The 14,552-nt window shown below is 71.4% G+C and carries 12 protein-coding genes; 8 read left to right on the top strand and 4 right to left on the bottom strand.

Going from position 1 to position 14,552, the window contains the following annotated elements:
- Positions 1 to 164: 164 nt before the first annotated feature.
- From KBO27_RS06960 to KBO27_RS06980, 5 genes are all read left to right on the top strand, one after another.
- Complete coding sequence (locus tag KBO27_RS06960) at positions 165 to 1,163, top strand: Bug family tripartite tricarboxylate transporter substrate binding protein (RefSeq protein ID WP_210969089.1); 999 nt, start codon at positions 165 to 167, stop codon at positions 1,161 to 1,163.
- A 5-nt stretch (positions 1,164 to 1,168) separates the two neighbouring features.
- Positions 1,169 to 1,630, top strand: a complete 462-nt coding sequence (locus KBO27_RS06965; RefSeq protein WP_210969090.1) for a tripartite tricarboxylate transporter TctB family protein — start codon at positions 1,169 to 1,171, stop codon at positions 1,628 to 1,630.
- Positions 1,631 to 3,127 carry a tripartite tricarboxylate transporter permease gene (locus KBO27_RS06970; protein WP_210969091.1) on the top strand — a complete coding sequence of 499 codons (1,497 nt, stop codon included), beginning with the start codon at positions 1,631 to 1,633 and terminating at the stop codon, positions 3,125 to 3,127. It begins immediately after the preceding gene.
- Positions 3,128 to 3,322: 195 nt separating this feature from the next.
- A complete protein-coding gene (locus KBO27_RS06975) occupies positions 3,323 to 4,387 on the top strand; it encodes a lysozyme (protein ID WP_307870271.1) in 1,065 nt (354 codons plus the stop codon).
- A gap of 153 nt (positions 4,388 to 4,540) precedes the next feature.
- Positions 4,541 to 8,590 carry a tetratricopeptide repeat protein gene (locus KBO27_RS06980; RefSeq protein WP_210969093.1) on the top strand — a complete coding sequence of 1,350 codons (4,050 nt, stop codon included), beginning with the start codon at positions 4,541 to 4,543 and terminating at the stop codon, positions 8,588 to 8,590.
- A 12-nt stretch (positions 8,591 to 8,602) separates the two neighbouring features.
- On the opposite strand, the gene KBO27_RS06985 is transcribed toward KBO27_RS06980, so the two are convergent.
- The gene (locus KBO27_RS06985) at positions 8,603 to 8,917 is read right to left on the bottom strand and encodes a hypothetical protein (protein ID WP_132678882.1); all 315 of its coding nucleotides are present in this window, start codon (positions 8,915 to 8,917) and stop codon (positions 8,603 to 8,605) included.
- A 224-nt stretch (positions 8,918 to 9,141) separates the two neighbouring features.
- Between KBO27_RS06985 and KBO27_RS06990 the strand changes: the two genes are divergently transcribed.
- From KBO27_RS06990 to KBO27_RS07000, 3 genes are all read left to right on the top strand, one after another.
- Positions 9,142 to 10,302, top strand: coding sequence for an acetyl-CoA C-acetyltransferase (locus tag KBO27_RS06990; RefSeq protein ID WP_210969094.1), 1,161 nt, complete (start codon positions 9,142 to 9,144; stop codon positions 10,300 to 10,302).
- A 64-nt stretch (positions 10,303 to 10,366) separates the two neighbouring features.
- The gene (locus tag KBO27_RS06995; protein WP_210969095.1) at positions 10,367 to 10,828 is read left to right on the top strand and encodes an FAS1-like dehydratase domain-containing protein; all 462 of its coding nucleotides are present in this window, start codon (positions 10,367 to 10,369) and stop codon (positions 10,826 to 10,828) included.
- A 2-nt stretch (positions 10,829 to 10,830) separates the two neighbouring features.
- Positions 10,831 to 11,259, top strand: a complete 429-nt coding sequence (locus tag KBO27_RS07000; protein WP_210969096.1) for a MaoC family dehydratase — start codon at positions 10,831 to 10,833, stop codon at positions 11,257 to 11,259.
- A gap of 85 nt (positions 11,260 to 11,344) precedes the next feature.
- Here the strand turns inward: KBO27_RS07000 and KBO27_RS07005 are convergent, their stop codons facing one another.
- Genes KBO27_RS07005 through KBO27_RS07015 form a run of 3 tightly spaced genes read right to left on the bottom strand, consistent with a single transcriptional unit; the run spans position 11,345 to position 14,551 of the window.
- The gene (locus KBO27_RS07005) at positions 11,345 to 12,421 is read right to left on the bottom strand and encodes an acyl-CoA dehydrogenase family protein (protein WP_210969097.1); all 1,077 of its coding nucleotides are present in this window, start codon (positions 12,419 to 12,421) and stop codon (positions 11,345 to 11,347) included.
- A gap of 46 nt (positions 12,422 to 12,467) precedes the next feature.
- Positions 12,468 to 13,439 (bottom strand): acyl-CoA dehydrogenase family protein, encoded by a 972-nt coding sequence (locus tag KBO27_RS07010; RefSeq protein WP_210969098.1) that lies wholly within the window; start codon positions 13,437 to 13,439, stop codon positions 12,468 to 12,470.
- Positions 13,436 to 14,551, bottom strand: a complete 1,116-nt coding sequence (locus KBO27_RS07015; RefSeq protein ID WP_210969099.1) for an acyl-CoA dehydrogenase family protein — start codon at positions 14,549 to 14,551, stop codon at positions 13,436 to 13,438. Before KBO27_RS07015 ends, KBO27_RS07010 begins: the two co-directional genes overlap by 4 nt.
- Position 14,552 lies beyond the last annotated feature (1 nt).

Raw genomic sequence — 14,552 nt, forward strand, 5'->3', positions numbered from 1 at the left:
ACACCAGCGCAACCGTGCCACTCGGCTCGGCGTGTCGGGTCGGCCGGGGTGCTCCGACGATCCGTCGGGGCGTGCCGATTTCGAGATCCTGTGACCCTTGTCTCAGGCGTGGCGGGACTGTATACAGTTGTGGACAGTCCGCTCGGCGTTGAACGAGGCGAACAATGCGGCACTCTCCGACGAAGGTGATCCCGTGGGTGGTGGCGGTGCTGCTCACCGGAGCGGTGGTCGCCGCCGCCCCGGCCGAGCAGCGGCACGGCAGCCCCGTGGCGCAGGTGCTCGGCGACCGGCAGTTGCGGTTGATGGCACCGGCCGCGCCCGGCGGCGGCTGGGACCAGACGGCGCGCGAGATGCAGAGCTCGTTGCAGGACAGCGTGGGCCGCACCGAGGTCTACAACGTCACCGGCGCGGGCGGGACGATCGGGCTCAGCCAGTTCGTGCGCTACCGAGGTGATCCGGCCCAGCTGATGGCGACCGGGCTGATCATGGTCGGCGCCGTCAAGGCCAACGACTCACCGGTCTCGCTCGACGACACCACACCGCTGATCCGGCTGACCACCGACGCCGAAGTCATCGCGGTGCCGCAGGATTCGCCGATCCGGTCGCTGTCGGACCTCACCACCCGGATGCGGGGCGATCTGCGCGGGGTGTCCATCGCGGGCGGATCGGCCGGGGGAGCCGAGCACATCCTCGCCGGCATGCTCGCCCAGGCCGTCGGTGCCGATCCGGCGCAGCTGTCCTACGTCGCGCACTCCGGTGGCGGTGAACTGCTCAGCACAGCGCTGTCCGGGCGGGCCACCGTCGCGATCTCCGGCGTCTCCGAGCTCGAACCGCAGATCACCTCCGGGCAGATGCGGGCGCTGGCGGTCTCCAGCGCGCAGCGGGCGCCGACGCTGCCCGACGTGCCGACGCTCACCGAGCGCGGCCTGGACGTGGAGCTGGACAACTGGCGCGGAGTCGTCGCACCGAAGGGCATTTCCGCTGAGCAGGAACGGGCTTTGGAGCAGGCGTTGCTGGAGATGACCCGGTCGCCGAAGTGGCGCGAGACGCTGGCCGAAGAGGGCTGGGGCGACGCGACCCTCGGTGGCCCCGAGTTCGAGACCTTCCTCCGCGCCGAGCAGGACCGCGTGTCCGACGTGCTCGGCAAGATCGGGTTGGGGTGATGGCCGTGCAGGACCGTCGAACCGCGTTCTCCACCGGCCTGTTCGGGGCGCTGATGCTGCTGGGCGCAGTGGTGATCATCGTCGACGCGACGCGGCTGCCGGACGAGAGCTCGGCGATGGGACCGGCCGCGATGCCGGTGATGGTCGCGGTGCTGCTCGGCGCGGTCGGGATCGGCCTGCTGGTGCAGGCCAAGATCCGGCTCCCCGGAGCCCCGCGCGCGGAGCTCCCCGGCGCCTGGTGGCGGGTGGTCGCGCTGGTCGCGGTGCTGCTCGCGTTCGCGCTGCTGCTGCCGCTGGTCGGCTACGTGCTCACCGCGACCGGGTTGTTCGTCGGTGCCGCGCTGCTGCTCGGCGCTCCGCGCCGCTGGGTGCTGCTCGCCTACGGGTGGGCGCTGGCCGCGGCCGTGTTCTTCGTCTTCGACCGGCTCATCGGATTGAGCCTGCCCAGCGGACCTTGGGGCTTCTAGATGGAACAGATCGGACTGCTTCTCGACGGATTCGCCAACGCCCTCACCCCGGGACACCTGCTGTGGGCGCTGGTGGGCGTGACCATCGGCACGGCCGTGGGAGTGCTGCCCGGCATCGGTCCGGCGCTGACCGTGGCGCTGCTGCTGCCGATCACCTTCCGGCTGGAGGCCTCCAGCGCGCTCATCCTGTTCGCCGGCATCTACTACGGCGGCATGTACGGCGGGTCGACGACCTCGATCCTGCTCAACACCCCCGGTGAGAGCGCCTCGATGGTCTCCGCGCTGGAGGGCAACAAGATGGCGCGCGCCGGACGCGCCGCCTCCGCGCTGGCCACTGCTGCGCTCGGCAGCTTCGTGGCCGGGACCATCGGCACGCTCGGCCTGACGTTCCTGGCGCCCGTGGTCGCCGGGTTCGCCACCAGCTTCGGGCCACCGGAGTACGTGGCGCTGATGGCCGTGGCGTTCGTGACCGTCAGCGCGCTGCTCGGTCCCGACCTGCTCAAAGGGGTCGCGAGCCTGCTGGTCGGGGTGGCGGTCGGTCTGGTGGGCATCGACTCGCAGACCGGGCAGCCCCGGCTGACCTTCGGCGTGGACTCGCTGCTGGACGGCATCGACGTCGTCATCGTGGTGATCGCGCTGTTCGCGCTCAGCGAGTCCTTCGGGCACCTGCTCAGCGGGACCGGCTCCTCGACGGTGCAACCGCTGCGCGACCGCGTCGTGCTGTCGCGCTCCGACCTGTTGCGTTCCTGGCCGGCGTGGCTGCGCGGGACGGCGCTGGGCTTCCCGATCGGCAGCCTGCCCGCCGGGGGAGCGGAGGTGCCGACGTTCCTGAGCTACAGCGTGGAGAAGCGGCTCACCAAGCACCCCGAGGAGTTCGGGCACGGCGCGATCGAGGGCGTGGCCGGCCCGGAGGCGGCCAACAACGCCGCCTCGGCGGGCGTGCTGGTGCCGCTGCTGACGATCGGGTTGCCGACCTCGGCGACGGCGGCGGTCATCCTCACCGCCTTCCAGTCCTACGGGCTGCAACCGGGGCCGGAGCTGTTCGAGGAGTCCGGACCGCTGGTGTGGACGCTCATCGCGAGCCTCTACATCGGGAACCTGATGCTGCTGGTGCTCAACCTCCCGCTGGTGCGGATGTGGGCGAAGCTGCTGACGATCCCGGCCTACGGCATCTACGCCGGGGTGCTGGTGTTCGCCGCGCTGGGCACTTACGCCGCCGGTGGCACGACGGTCGACCTGGTGGTCCTGTGCGCGCTGGGGCTGCTGGGGCTCCTGATGCGCCAGGCGGACATCCCGGTCGCCCCGGCGGTGGTCGGCCTGATCCTGGGGCCGATCGCCGAACAGCAGCTGCGCCGGGCGCTGACCATCTCGGAAGGCGACCTGTCGATCCTGGTCTCGGGCCCGATCGCCATCACGCTCTGGGGCGTGGCGGTGCTGGCCCTGCTCGTCGCGATCGGGGCTCCGCTGCGCCGCGCGGTCACGCGCAGTGCTCGATGACGGAGCGCGCCCGGACGTGCCGGGGGCCTGCCGGGACGGGGTGGTGCTGTGGTTAGGATTCCGGCACGCTCTGGGGGGCGTCTGACGGTGCGTAACCGAATATGTGGGCATTGATACCCGATAGGGTGAAACTAGGTAGTCGTCTAGGTATAAACCTCGATGGCAGACCACTCTCCGTCGCGGAGTGTGGGGCTCGTGAAACCCGAGACCCCCGACCACAGCAGATCCCCCGAAAGCAACGACCACGCCTCGACCCCGAAGCACGAGGCGAACGAGCGAGGGTGGCACGCCAAGGCTGAGGGAGCCGACAACGCTCTGCTCCAGCGCGTGCTGGACGCACCCGCCGTGCGGCGCCTCCGGGAGAGGGTTGCTCCGCACGTCCCCGAGTCCGTCAAGTCCGCTTCCCGGCAGCGCTCCATGCAGGTGGGCGCCGGTATCGCCGCCGTGGGCATCGTCGGTCTGATCATCGGCGGCGTCGCCGGTGGTAACGAGGAGCCCGACGTCGAAGCGGCCGCGATGGCCGCACCGATCGAGCAGAAGAAGGCCGACCCGCCGCAGACCCGCGCGGAGACCAAGTCCGAGGCCGAAGCCCAGTCCGGTGAGGCCAAGCAGGACGCCCCGCTGGGCCCGCCGGTCGAAGGCATCGACGTTTCCAACCACAACGGGAACATCGACTGGAAGAAGGTCGCCGCCGACAACAAGAAGTTCACCTTCGTGCTCGCCAGCGACGGCACCGACTTCTCCAACCCGAAGTACTCCGAGCAGTACCACGGTGCCAAGGACGCGGGCCTGATCGCGGGTGCCTACCACTTCGCGCGGCCTGACGACTCCGACGGTGCGACCCAGGCCAACCGATTCCTGGACATCATCGACTACAAGAACGACGGCAAGACCCTGCCTCCGGTGCTCGACCTCGAGGTCGACCCCAACGGCGGCAGCTGCTACGGCATGAGCGTCGACCAGATGCACCAGTGGACCAAGTCGTTCAACGACACGGTCAAGCAGCGCACCGGCAAGGACCCGATCATCTACGCGAACCCGTCCTTCTGGAAGCAGTGCATGGGCAGCACGGACACGTTCAAGGACCACGACCTGTGGTTGGCCGCCTACGAGGTCGACAGCCCCACGGTGCCCAAGGGCTTCCAGGACTGGGACTTCTGGCAGTACACCGACAAGGGCAAGGTCGCCGGAATCGGCGGCAACACCGACATCAACCAGTACAAGGAAGGCTTCGAGCGCCTCAAGCAGCTCGCCAGCTGACCGAGCGCGCAATTCCTGGGAGCGGGTCGTCCATCGCATGGGCGGCCCGCTTCTTTCGCGCGTGCGGGGGAAAGGTGGCCGCGGCCGGTCTGCACGCGCCCCGAGGGCGATATTCTCGTCCTCGGCGATCACCCGATCGGAGGGCGCGGCGGAATGTCACGGTGGGAGCAAGAGGTCACGCGAGCGAGGCAGCTGCTGCTCGACAGTGATCACGACGCCGCTGCGCAGGCGTTACGCACCGTGCTGGAGGAAGGCGACTACGAAGCGGCCGCTCAAGCCGGCCTGATGCTCGGGGCGATCCTCACCGAGAACGACGCCCTCGCCGCCGCCCGCGACGTCTACCAACGAGTGATCGACTCCGGTCATCCCGTGCACGCCCAGGCCGCCGCCCTCGCCCTCGGGCACCTGCTGCTCAACACCGGGGAACTGCCCACCGCCCAGGTGCTGCTGCGCTTCGCCACCGAAGGCGCCGAACCCGACGAGGCCGGCCGCGCCGACGTCCTGCTGGCCCAGGTGCTCCAACAGCTCGGCGACATCGCCGGCGCCCGCGAGGCCCGCACCCGCGCGCTGTCCTGCGGCGATCCCGCCGTGGTCGAAGCCGCCCAGCAGCTCAACCTCCCGCCCGAGCGCACCGAGGGGACCGAGTTCCTGCAGATCGCCTACCAGCGCGCGCTGGCGATGCTGGAGCAGGGACGCGACCACGACGCCGAACCGCTGCTGCGCAAGCTGCTCGACAGCGGTCACCCGCACTACGGCTCGCTCGGCGCGGGCAAGCTCTACGCGCTGCACGTCGACGACACCGACGTCACCCGGCGGCTCGCCGAGCAGATCATCGAGCTCGGCCATCCCGAGCACCTCGCCTGGGGTCACGTGCTGCGCGGCGGCGTGCTGGTGGCGCTCGACGACCCGGCCGGGGCCGCGCGGGCCTACGAGCGCGCCGCGCAGGACCCGCGCCCCAGCGTGCGGCTGCGGGCGCTGATCCAGCTGAGCCTGCAACTGCGCCGGACGGATCGGATCCCGCAGGCCCGCGAGGTGCTGCAGCGGGTCATCGACAGCCGCCACCCGCGCTACGGCCTGGAAGCGCTGGGCGTGCTGGCCGAGCTGCAGCGCGACACCGGCGAGGTCGAGGCCGCGATCGAGACGTTCAACCAGGTCGTGGCCTCCGGGCACCCGGACAAGGCGCCGCGCGCCGCCTACCACGTCGGCGTGCTGCGGTACGACCAGGGCGACGAGGCAGCGGCGGCGGAGGCGTTCCGGCTGGCCGCCGAGGCCGAGGACGCCACCGTCGCGCACGAAGCGGCACTGGCTCTGTCCATGATGGACTCCGAAGCATCCGACGTCGAGGACACCGCGCAGCTGGTCATCCCGCCCATCGAACCCGAGGCCGCCGAGCCCGTCGACCCCGCCGAGCTGGAGCGGCGCGCGCGGCAGGCCGCTGCCTCCGGTGACATCACCGCCGCCCGCGAGGCCTACCAGCTCCTCGTCGACGGCGACTCCGACACCGCTGCGCGCGCGCAGGTTTCGCTGGCCATCGCCGAAGCCGCGCTGGGCGATCCCGGCCGCGCCCGGGAGCTGCTGCGCCGCCTCGCGGCCACCGGCACCGGGCCGGACGCGCGGCACGCCGCGTTCATCGACGCGCTGCTCGACGAACCCGCCGCCCGAGGCGTGCTTCCCGTGCTGCTGCGCGTGGAACGCGACGACGAGTCCGAAGTGGACGCCCTGCTCGCAGGTGCGGAACCCTCGGTGCGCGAGCTCGCCGAGGCCACCCGCGCCGAACGCGGTGAGGACACCCCGGTGGAGGTCCTCGCGCGGCTCGCCGAGTCGCCGAACAAGCTGTGCGCCACCGCCGCGCGCTACGCGCTGGCCGAGGAAATGCTGCTCGGCGACGACCAGGAGCAGGCCCGCCGGTTGCTGCAGCGCGTCGTCGACGAGGGCCACCCCGCGCTGCGGCCGTGGGCCGCCAGCAGGCTGGGCGAGCTGCTCATGGAGCAGGGTGACCCGGACGGCACCATCGCCGCGTTCGAGACCGCGCTGGCCACCCGGCATCCGGCGATCCTCGGCGACGTGTTCGGCAAGCTGTCGCTGATCTACCGGACGCTGGAGCGCAACGAGGCGCTGATCGACCTCTACCAGCGCACCGCCGCCAGCGGGCACTCCGAGTACGGCCCGCGCGCGGCGTTCCTGCTCGGCGAGCACCACGTCGACAACGACCGCCTGGACCTGGCGCTGGAGATGTTCACCCGCGCCGCGGGCTCGTCCTCGACGGTGGCTCCCGCGTCGGTGTTCGCGATGCGCGCGCTGCGCCAGGAGCTCGAACCGGCGCGCGCGAGCTTCATGTGGCTCGCCGACGAGGACGAACCGCTCTTCACCGTCAGCCGGCTCTGCCTCGACCTCGCGCACTGCTACCGGCGGCGCGGCGTCCCGGAGTTCACCGACTGGGCGCTGCGGCTGATCGCCGAGTCCGGGCACGTCGAACTGCGCCAGCGCGCCCTGCTGCTCCTCGGCGCGATGCGCGACGAGGAGGGCGACGCCGACGGCGCGCTGGACGCCTGGCGCCGGGCGGCCGAAGGCTCGGACCCGGAGGAAGCCGCCGTCGCGAAGGTCAGCACGGCCGATCTGCTGCAGCGCGCCGGAAAACCCGAGCACGCGGCCGAACTGCTCGCCGAGGTCGCCGCAGCCGGCGTCGGCAGGTCGGAGGAGGCCGCCGCGCGGCTCACCGAGATCCGGGCCACCCTCCCGGAGCCGGAAACCCCTGCTGGGGAGGAGGAATCCGCCGAGGAACGCGCGCACCGGCTGCTGCGCGAGGGCGAGGTGGACGCCGCGCGCAGCGCGGTGGCCGAGCACTACGGTTCCGAGCCGATCGCCGACTTCTGGTGCGCGGCCTGGACCGATCTGGCCGCCGCTGCCCGCGTCCTCGCCGACGCCGGTGACGAGGACGCGCGCATCTGCTCCGAACTGGGGCTGGACTTCGGCCGCCGGTCGCAGGCGGCGGGCGGCTCGGACGCGCCCGCGTTCTTCCGCCTGGTCGCCGACCACGGCCACCGCACCGCGCTGCCCAAGGCGCACATAGCGCTGGGCAAGCTCGCCGATGAGCGGGGCGAGAACGCCATCGCGCTGAGCTGGTACCGCCGCGCGATCCGCACCGGTGAACCCGCCGCCATAGCGCGCGCCGGGGTCCTGATGGCCCAGCTGCTGATCCGCGTGCACGACCTCAACGGCGCGATCGCCGTCGCCCGCCACGCCAAGACCGAAGGCGCCGGGACCGCGGCGGTGGAGGCCGGTGTGCTGCTGGGCCACCTGCAGCACCGGGTCGGTGAGGCCGCCGAGGCCAAGCGGACCTGGGACGAGACCGAGCGCGATGCCGAATCGCCCGAGATCTTCGGCATGGCGCTGCAACGCCGCATCCGCGCCGTCGGCGAGTCCGCGCCCGAATCAGCCGAGATGCTGCTGCGCGCCGCCGAATCGGAAGACCCCTCCACCGCGGTCCTGTCGCACCTGCTGCTCGCCGACCGCGCCGAGGAGCGCTCCGAGACCGCGCGATGGCTGGAACGCGCGGTGGCGCTGGGAGTTCCGGTGCACTCCGACTCCGCGCGCAGCCGCCTCGGCGAACTGCTGCTGGAGGACGGCGACCGGGACGCCGCGCAGCGCCACTTCGAGCGCATCAGCAACTGCGAGGACCCGGAACTGGCCGCGCGAGGCGATTTCGGGATCGGCCTGATCCGGTACGAGACCGGTGACCTGCCGGGTGCGGTGCACGCGTTCGTCAGGGCCGCGACGCACGTGCCCGAGGCGGAGCTGGGGGAGGACGCGCTGAACAACGTGCGCGTCGTCCTCGACGAGCAGCGCGGCCACGGCGACCACCTGGAGGCCGCCGACACGCTGCGGCGGATGACCGCGGTGGTGCCCGAAGCTCACGTCGCGGAATGGGCGCAGGAAACGGGTTCGGCGCTGCTGGCCGACGACGACCCGGACTCGGCGCTGGTCTACCTGCGCTGCGCGGTCGAGATCGGCGCCCCGGAGCCGGCCCCGGAGGCCGTGCTGAGCCTGGGTGAGGCGCTGCACCGGCGCGGCGACCTGGCCGGAGCCCGCCAAGCCTACGAGCGTGTCCTCGGCGCGGGCGAGCACCTCGCGGCGCAGGCCAACTACCGCCTCAACGAACTGCGGGCGGCGGAAACCCCAGTGGGCAGCCGCGAAGCCCGCTAGCGGTCCGGCTCCTCAGGCCCGGATCAGCGGTTTCGGCAGGGCCAGCACCTCGTCCACGACGTCGACGACGTTGCCGGTCGTGCGCCAGTAGGCCGCGTTGTCGTCGGTGCGGATCTCGCCGCGGCGCGGTACTCGTGCGGCGCGGACGTGGTCTTCGGCCAGGACCTCGACGATGTCGATGACGTCACCGTGCGGGCGCACGTAGATCAGCGCCTCCAGCTCGCCGGTGCCGTCGCGCACCGGTGGCATGAGTTGAAACCCCCGCAGCACCAACTGGCGCAACCACATGCTCGGGTCGGGTTCGCCGACCTGTTCTGACGAAGGCATCTGAAGCCCCCAGATCGTTCGTCGCAGCTCGTCTGCACGTGCACGCGCAATTCGCCAGACTTTAACACAGCGGAGAGCTACCAGTCGATCACGGAAAGTGATTGCAGGGGCCGTTCGCAGGGCGAACGCGGGCGGGTTCGGTGCAACCAAACGCTTGCTTGTTTTTCGCGTCTCGCCGAGACTACTCTCGAGCTGGCCACTGGTGCCGACGGAAGGGACTCCTCATGGCGGAGGCTTACATCATCGACGCGGTTCGCACGCCGGTAGGCAAGCGCGGCGGCGGGCTCAGCGGGGTTCACCCGGCGGACCTGTCCGCGCACGTGCTGCAGAACCTCGTGGACCGCACCGGAATCGACCCGGCGGGGGTCGACGACGTGATCTGGGGCTGCGTCGACACCGTCGGTGCGCAGGCGGGCAACATCGGCCGCACCGGGTGGCTCGCGGCCGGCTACCCCGAGCACGTCCCCGGCGTCACCGTGGACCGCCAGTGCGGTTCCTCGCAGCAGGCGGTGCACTTCGCCGCCCAGGCGGTGATGTCCGGCGTCAACGACCTGGTGGTCGCGGGCGGTGTGCAGAACATGACCGCCATCCCGATCGGCAGCTCGCTGCGCGGGTCCGACCAGCTCGGTTTCCCCCGCGCCTACGGGCCCGACTGCGGATCGGAGGGCTGGGCCAAGCGCTACGGCGACGAGGTCGTCACCCAGTTCCGCGGCGCCGAGCTCATCGCCGAGCAGTGGGACATCTCCCGCGAGGAGATGGAGGAGTTCGCGCTGCGCAGCCACCTCCGCGCCCTCGCCGCCATCGACGGCGGGCACTTCGACCGCGAGACCGCACCGCTGGCCGGCGTCGAGCACGACGAGGGGCCGCGGCGCGACACCGGCAAGGACAAGCTGGCCGGGCTCAAGACCCTCACCGACGGCGGCCGCCTCACCGCCGGTGTGGCCAGCCAGATCTCGGACGGATCGGCGGCGCTGCTGGTGGCTTCCGAGCAGGCCGTCCGCGAGCACGGGCTGACCCCGCGCGCCCGCATCCGGCACATGAGCGTGCGCGGCGACGACCCGGTGAAGATGCTGACCGCGCCGATCCCGGCCACCAAGCACGCGCTGGACAAGGCCGGCATCGCGGCGTCGGAGATCGACGTGGTGGAGATCAACGAGGCCTTCGCCAGCGTCGTCCTGGCCTGGCAGAAGGAGATCGACATCGATCCCGCCAAGGTCAACCCCAACGGCGGCGCCATCGCGCTCGGCCACCCGCTCGGCGCCACCGGCGCGAAGCTGATGACCACCATGCTCAACGAGCTGGAGCGCACCGGCGGGAAGTACGGCCTGCAGACCATGTGCGAGGGCGGGGGCACCGCCAACGTCACCATCATCGAGCGGCTGTGAACCGCTTCCAGGGCAACGCTTCGCCCGGCGGTGCGAGCCGCTCCGGTGGTGAGTAGGAGGAAGTGTGGCGATCAACAGGGACTACGTCGGGTTCGAGTTCGCCTCCGACGAGGCCTACGAGGTCACCCGCGGCAAGATCCGCGAGTTCGCCGACGCGATCGGTGACCCCAACCCGGCCTACCGCGATCGGGCGGCGGCTCGCGCGCTCGGGCATCCGGACGTGATCGCGCCGCCGACCTTCGGCATCGTGGCCACGGGCGCGGCGTCGGAGAAGAACCCGATCCTGCGCCCGGACTTCGGGCTGAACTACCGGATGGTGGTGCACGGCGAGCAGAAGTTCAGCTACCGGCGCCCCATCCGCGCCGGTGACGTCCTCAGCACGAAGGGCCGGATCGTGGAGATCCGCGACGCGGGCCGCAACGAGCTGGTGCGCATCGAGACCGACATCGTCGACGTCCACGGCGACGTGGTCGGAACAGCGGTCAACACGATCATCTCTCGTGGGACCGCAGAGGGAGGGCAGTGACCGTGGCTGCGAGCGTGGCTTTCGACCAGGTCGAGGTCGGCACGGAGATCCCTCCGCAGCGCTATCCCATCCAGCGGCTGACGCTGGTGCGCTACTGCGGTGCCTCCGGCGATTTCAACACCATCCACTGGAACGAGCGGATCGCCAAGTCGGCCGGGCTGCCGGACGTCATCGCGCACGGCATGCTCACGATGGCCGAGGCCGCTCGGCTGGTCACCGACTGGGTCGGTGACCCCGGCGCGGTCGAGGAGTACGGCGTGCGGTTCGCCAAGCCCGTGGTCGTCCCCGACGACGACACCGGCGTCGAGGTCGAGGTCGCCGGCCAGGTGACGGAGAAGCTCGACGGCAACCGCGCGGTGGTGGAACTCTCAGCCACCTCCGGCGGAGTCGAGGTCCTGGCCCAGGCCCGCGCGGTGGTCCGGCTCTCCTAGGTCGAAGGCTCGAGGCGTGGCGCGCGGAGCCGCGCAGGTTCCGCCACCCGCACCACCGAGCAAGGCGACGACCTCCACATCGTTCCTAGGCGGTCAGCAGCTTTGCTCGGTGGGTGCTCGGGGTGCCGAACAGCCGGGTCGCGGAGTGGGCGCGCTTGAGGTGCAGATGCGCTTCGTGCTCCCAGGTGATCCCGATGCCACCGTGCAGCTGCACCCCTTCGGCGGCGATCGCGTAGTAGGCCTCGGTGCACGCGGACTTGGCCATCGCCGCCAGTTCGCTCGCCCGATCGTCCTGAGTGGACACCGACCAGGAAGCCGCGTAGGACAGCGAGCGCGCGGACTCCACGGCCACGTAGCAGTCGGCCAGCCGGTGCTTGAGCGCTTGGAACGAGCCGATCGGGCGGCCGAACTGAGTCCGCATCTTGGTGTACTCCACCGTCTCGTGCAGCCAGCGCTGAGCGGCTCCGACCGATTCCGCGGCCACCGCCGCTGCGGCGACGTCGACGATGCGCTGCACCGGCGGGTGTCCCAGCAGGCGGGCGGGGGTGGCGGCGAGGTCGATCTCGGCCATCCGGCGGGTCAGGTCCAGGGGAGTGGTGGCGGTGGTCCTGGGCTCGGCGACTTCGAACAGCGCGGGTCGTCCGTCGGCGGTGGCCAGCACCAGGACGGTGTCGGCCTGCGCCCCGTCGAGCACGTGCACCTTGCGCCCGTCGAGCAGCCAGGCGTCGCCGTCGCTTCGGGCCTTCGTGCGGAAACCGTCACGCGCCCAGCCGGTGTCGGGCTCAGCCCAGGCGAGGGACACCACCTGCTCGCCCGAGGCGATCCCCGGCAGCAGCCGCTCGCACGCCGCCCGATCGCCCGTGGCCAGCACCGCTTCGGAGGCCAGGACCGCGCTGCCCAGGAACGGGATGTCCGACAACCGCCGGCCCAGCTCCTCCACCACGATCAGCGTCTCCAGCAGGCTGAACCCGCCACCTCCGAACTCCTCCGGGATTCCCAGCGAGTGCGCCCCGACCTGCTCGGCGAGCTGCGCCCACACCTCCTGGTCGTACCCCTCGGCCACGACATCGGGCTCCCGGACCTCCGGTCCACCCCGCCGGTCCAGCAACCGCCGCACGACCTCGCGCAACTCGTCCTGCTCCTCGGTGAAAGCAAACCGCACAACAACCTCCCAGCTCAGATGCTCATCCACGTCGAACCCGCTCGGGTCAGGGGCTTCCGATGGCGGTGTCCGGGTCTGCGGTGAGGGATCGGGCGATGCGACGGCGGTGCCAGGTGGGGGTGCCCCAGGACTGGCGCAGGGCCGCGGTCTTGGTGAGGTGGCGGTGCAGGTCGTGCTCGGCGGTGTAGCCGATGGCGCCGTGGACCTGCAGGGCGATGCGGCTGGTCAGGTGGGTGGCGTCGGCCGCGGCGAGCTTGGCCGCCGAGGCGTCGCGACCGCCGTGCGCGGAGCCCGCCGACAGGGCGGCGCCGCGGATGAGCGGACGGGCGAACTCCAGCTTGAGCAGCGCGTTCGCCAGGTGGTGCTTGACCGCCTGGAACTCGCCGACCGGACGCCCGAACTGCTGTCGCTGCTTGACGTGCTCGGTGGCCAGGTCGAGCATCCGGTGTCCCAGTCCGAGCAGGTAGGCGGCGCAGCCCAGCACCGCGACGTCGAAGGCCCGCTCGAAGTCCGCGCCGGGGATCTCCTCGCCGGGGCCCTCGACGTCGAACAACCGGCGTGCGGCGTCGAAGGAATCCCTCCGCTGCAACGAGATCGGCGACAGGAGGCGGTTCGATCCCGGTCCACACGCGTAGACCTCGTCGGCGAGGTCGGCGTCGAGAGCGTGCGGAACGTGCTGCTCGACGATCGCGGTGCGCACCTTGGTGTCGGCGGTGAGGTCCGGCAGCAGCGCCGGGAGGAACGCCAGCGACTCGATCACCGGTCCCGGCAGTCCGGCGTAGCCGCATTCCTGCAGGCAGAGAGCCAGTTCGACCGGGCCGAGCCCGAGTCCGCCGCGCTCCTCCGGCAGCGTCACACCGGTGACGCCGAGGTCGGCGAGGCTTCGCCACAGCTTGAGCCAGCTCTCGCCGTCCCCGTCGGCCCAGGAGCGGGCGATGGTCGGCACGTCGGCGGCGGTGAACATGGCGCGCAGGGTGTCGGCCATGTCCTGCTGCTCGGATTCGAGCACGAATCTCATCGCGACCCCCTCGGCAGTCCGAGCACCCGCTCGGCGGCGATGTTGCGCTGGACCTCGTTGGTCCCGGCGTAGATCGGGCCGGCCAGCGAGAACAGGTACCCCTCGACCCACGAGCTCGTCTCCGCCTCCGGTCCCAGCAGGTCCCAGGCGGTTTCGTGCATCGAGGTGTCCATTTCGGACCAGAAGATCTTGTTCAGGCTCGCCCCGGCGCCCAGCCCGGCGCCGTCGAGCACCTTGGTCACCGTCTCGAACGTCGCGAGCCGGTACGCCTGCGCGGACACCCACGCGTCGACCACCCGGTCGTCGTCGAGCCCGCCGGGCAGCTCGGTCAGCTTCCGCGCGGTGGCCAGGAACCGGCCCGGACTGCGCAGCGTGAGCCCGCGTTCGTTGCTGGCCGTGCTCATCGCGACCCGCCAGCCGTCGCCGACCCCGCCCAGCACGTCGGCGTCGGGGACGAAGACCTCGTCGAGGAACAGCTCGGCGAAGGCGGGTTTGCCGTCGATCCGCTGGATCGGCCGGACCGTGACCCCGGGCGCGTCCAGCGGGAACAGGAAGTAGGTCAGGCCCTTGTGCCGGGGCGCGTCCGGGTCGCTGCGGAACAGTCCGAAGGCGATGTCGGCGAACGCCGCGCGTGAACTCCACGTCTTGTTGCCGCTGAGCAGCCAGCCGCCGTCGACGCGGCGCGCGGTCGAGCGGATCCCGGCCAGGTCGCTGCCCGCTTCGGGTTCGGACCACGCCTGCGCCCAGATGTCCTCCGCGGTGGCCATCCGCGGCAGGTAGCGCTGCTTCTGCTGGTCGGTGCCGTGCTCGAAGAGCGTGGGGGCCAGCAGGAAGATGCCGTTCTGGCTGACGCGACCGGGTGCTCCGGCGGCGTAGTACTCCTCCTCGAAGATCACCCACTGCAGCAGCGATGCGCCGCGACCGCCGAACTCCTCGGGCCACGACACCACCGACAACCCCGCCGAGTGCAGCAGCTGCTCCCACTCGCGGTGCGCGGCGAATCCCTCAGCGGTCTCCAGTGATGGCAGCGGTTCGGCGGGCACGTGCTCGCGCAGCCACGCCCGCACCTCGTCGCGGAAGGCCAGATCGGTCTGCGAGAACTCCAGATCCACG

This window comes from Saccharopolyspora endophytica (assembly GCF_018070075.1).
GTDB classification, from domain to species: domain Bacteria; phylum Actinomycetota; class Actinomycetes; order Mycobacteriales; family Pseudonocardiaceae; genus Saccharopolyspora; species Saccharopolyspora endophytica.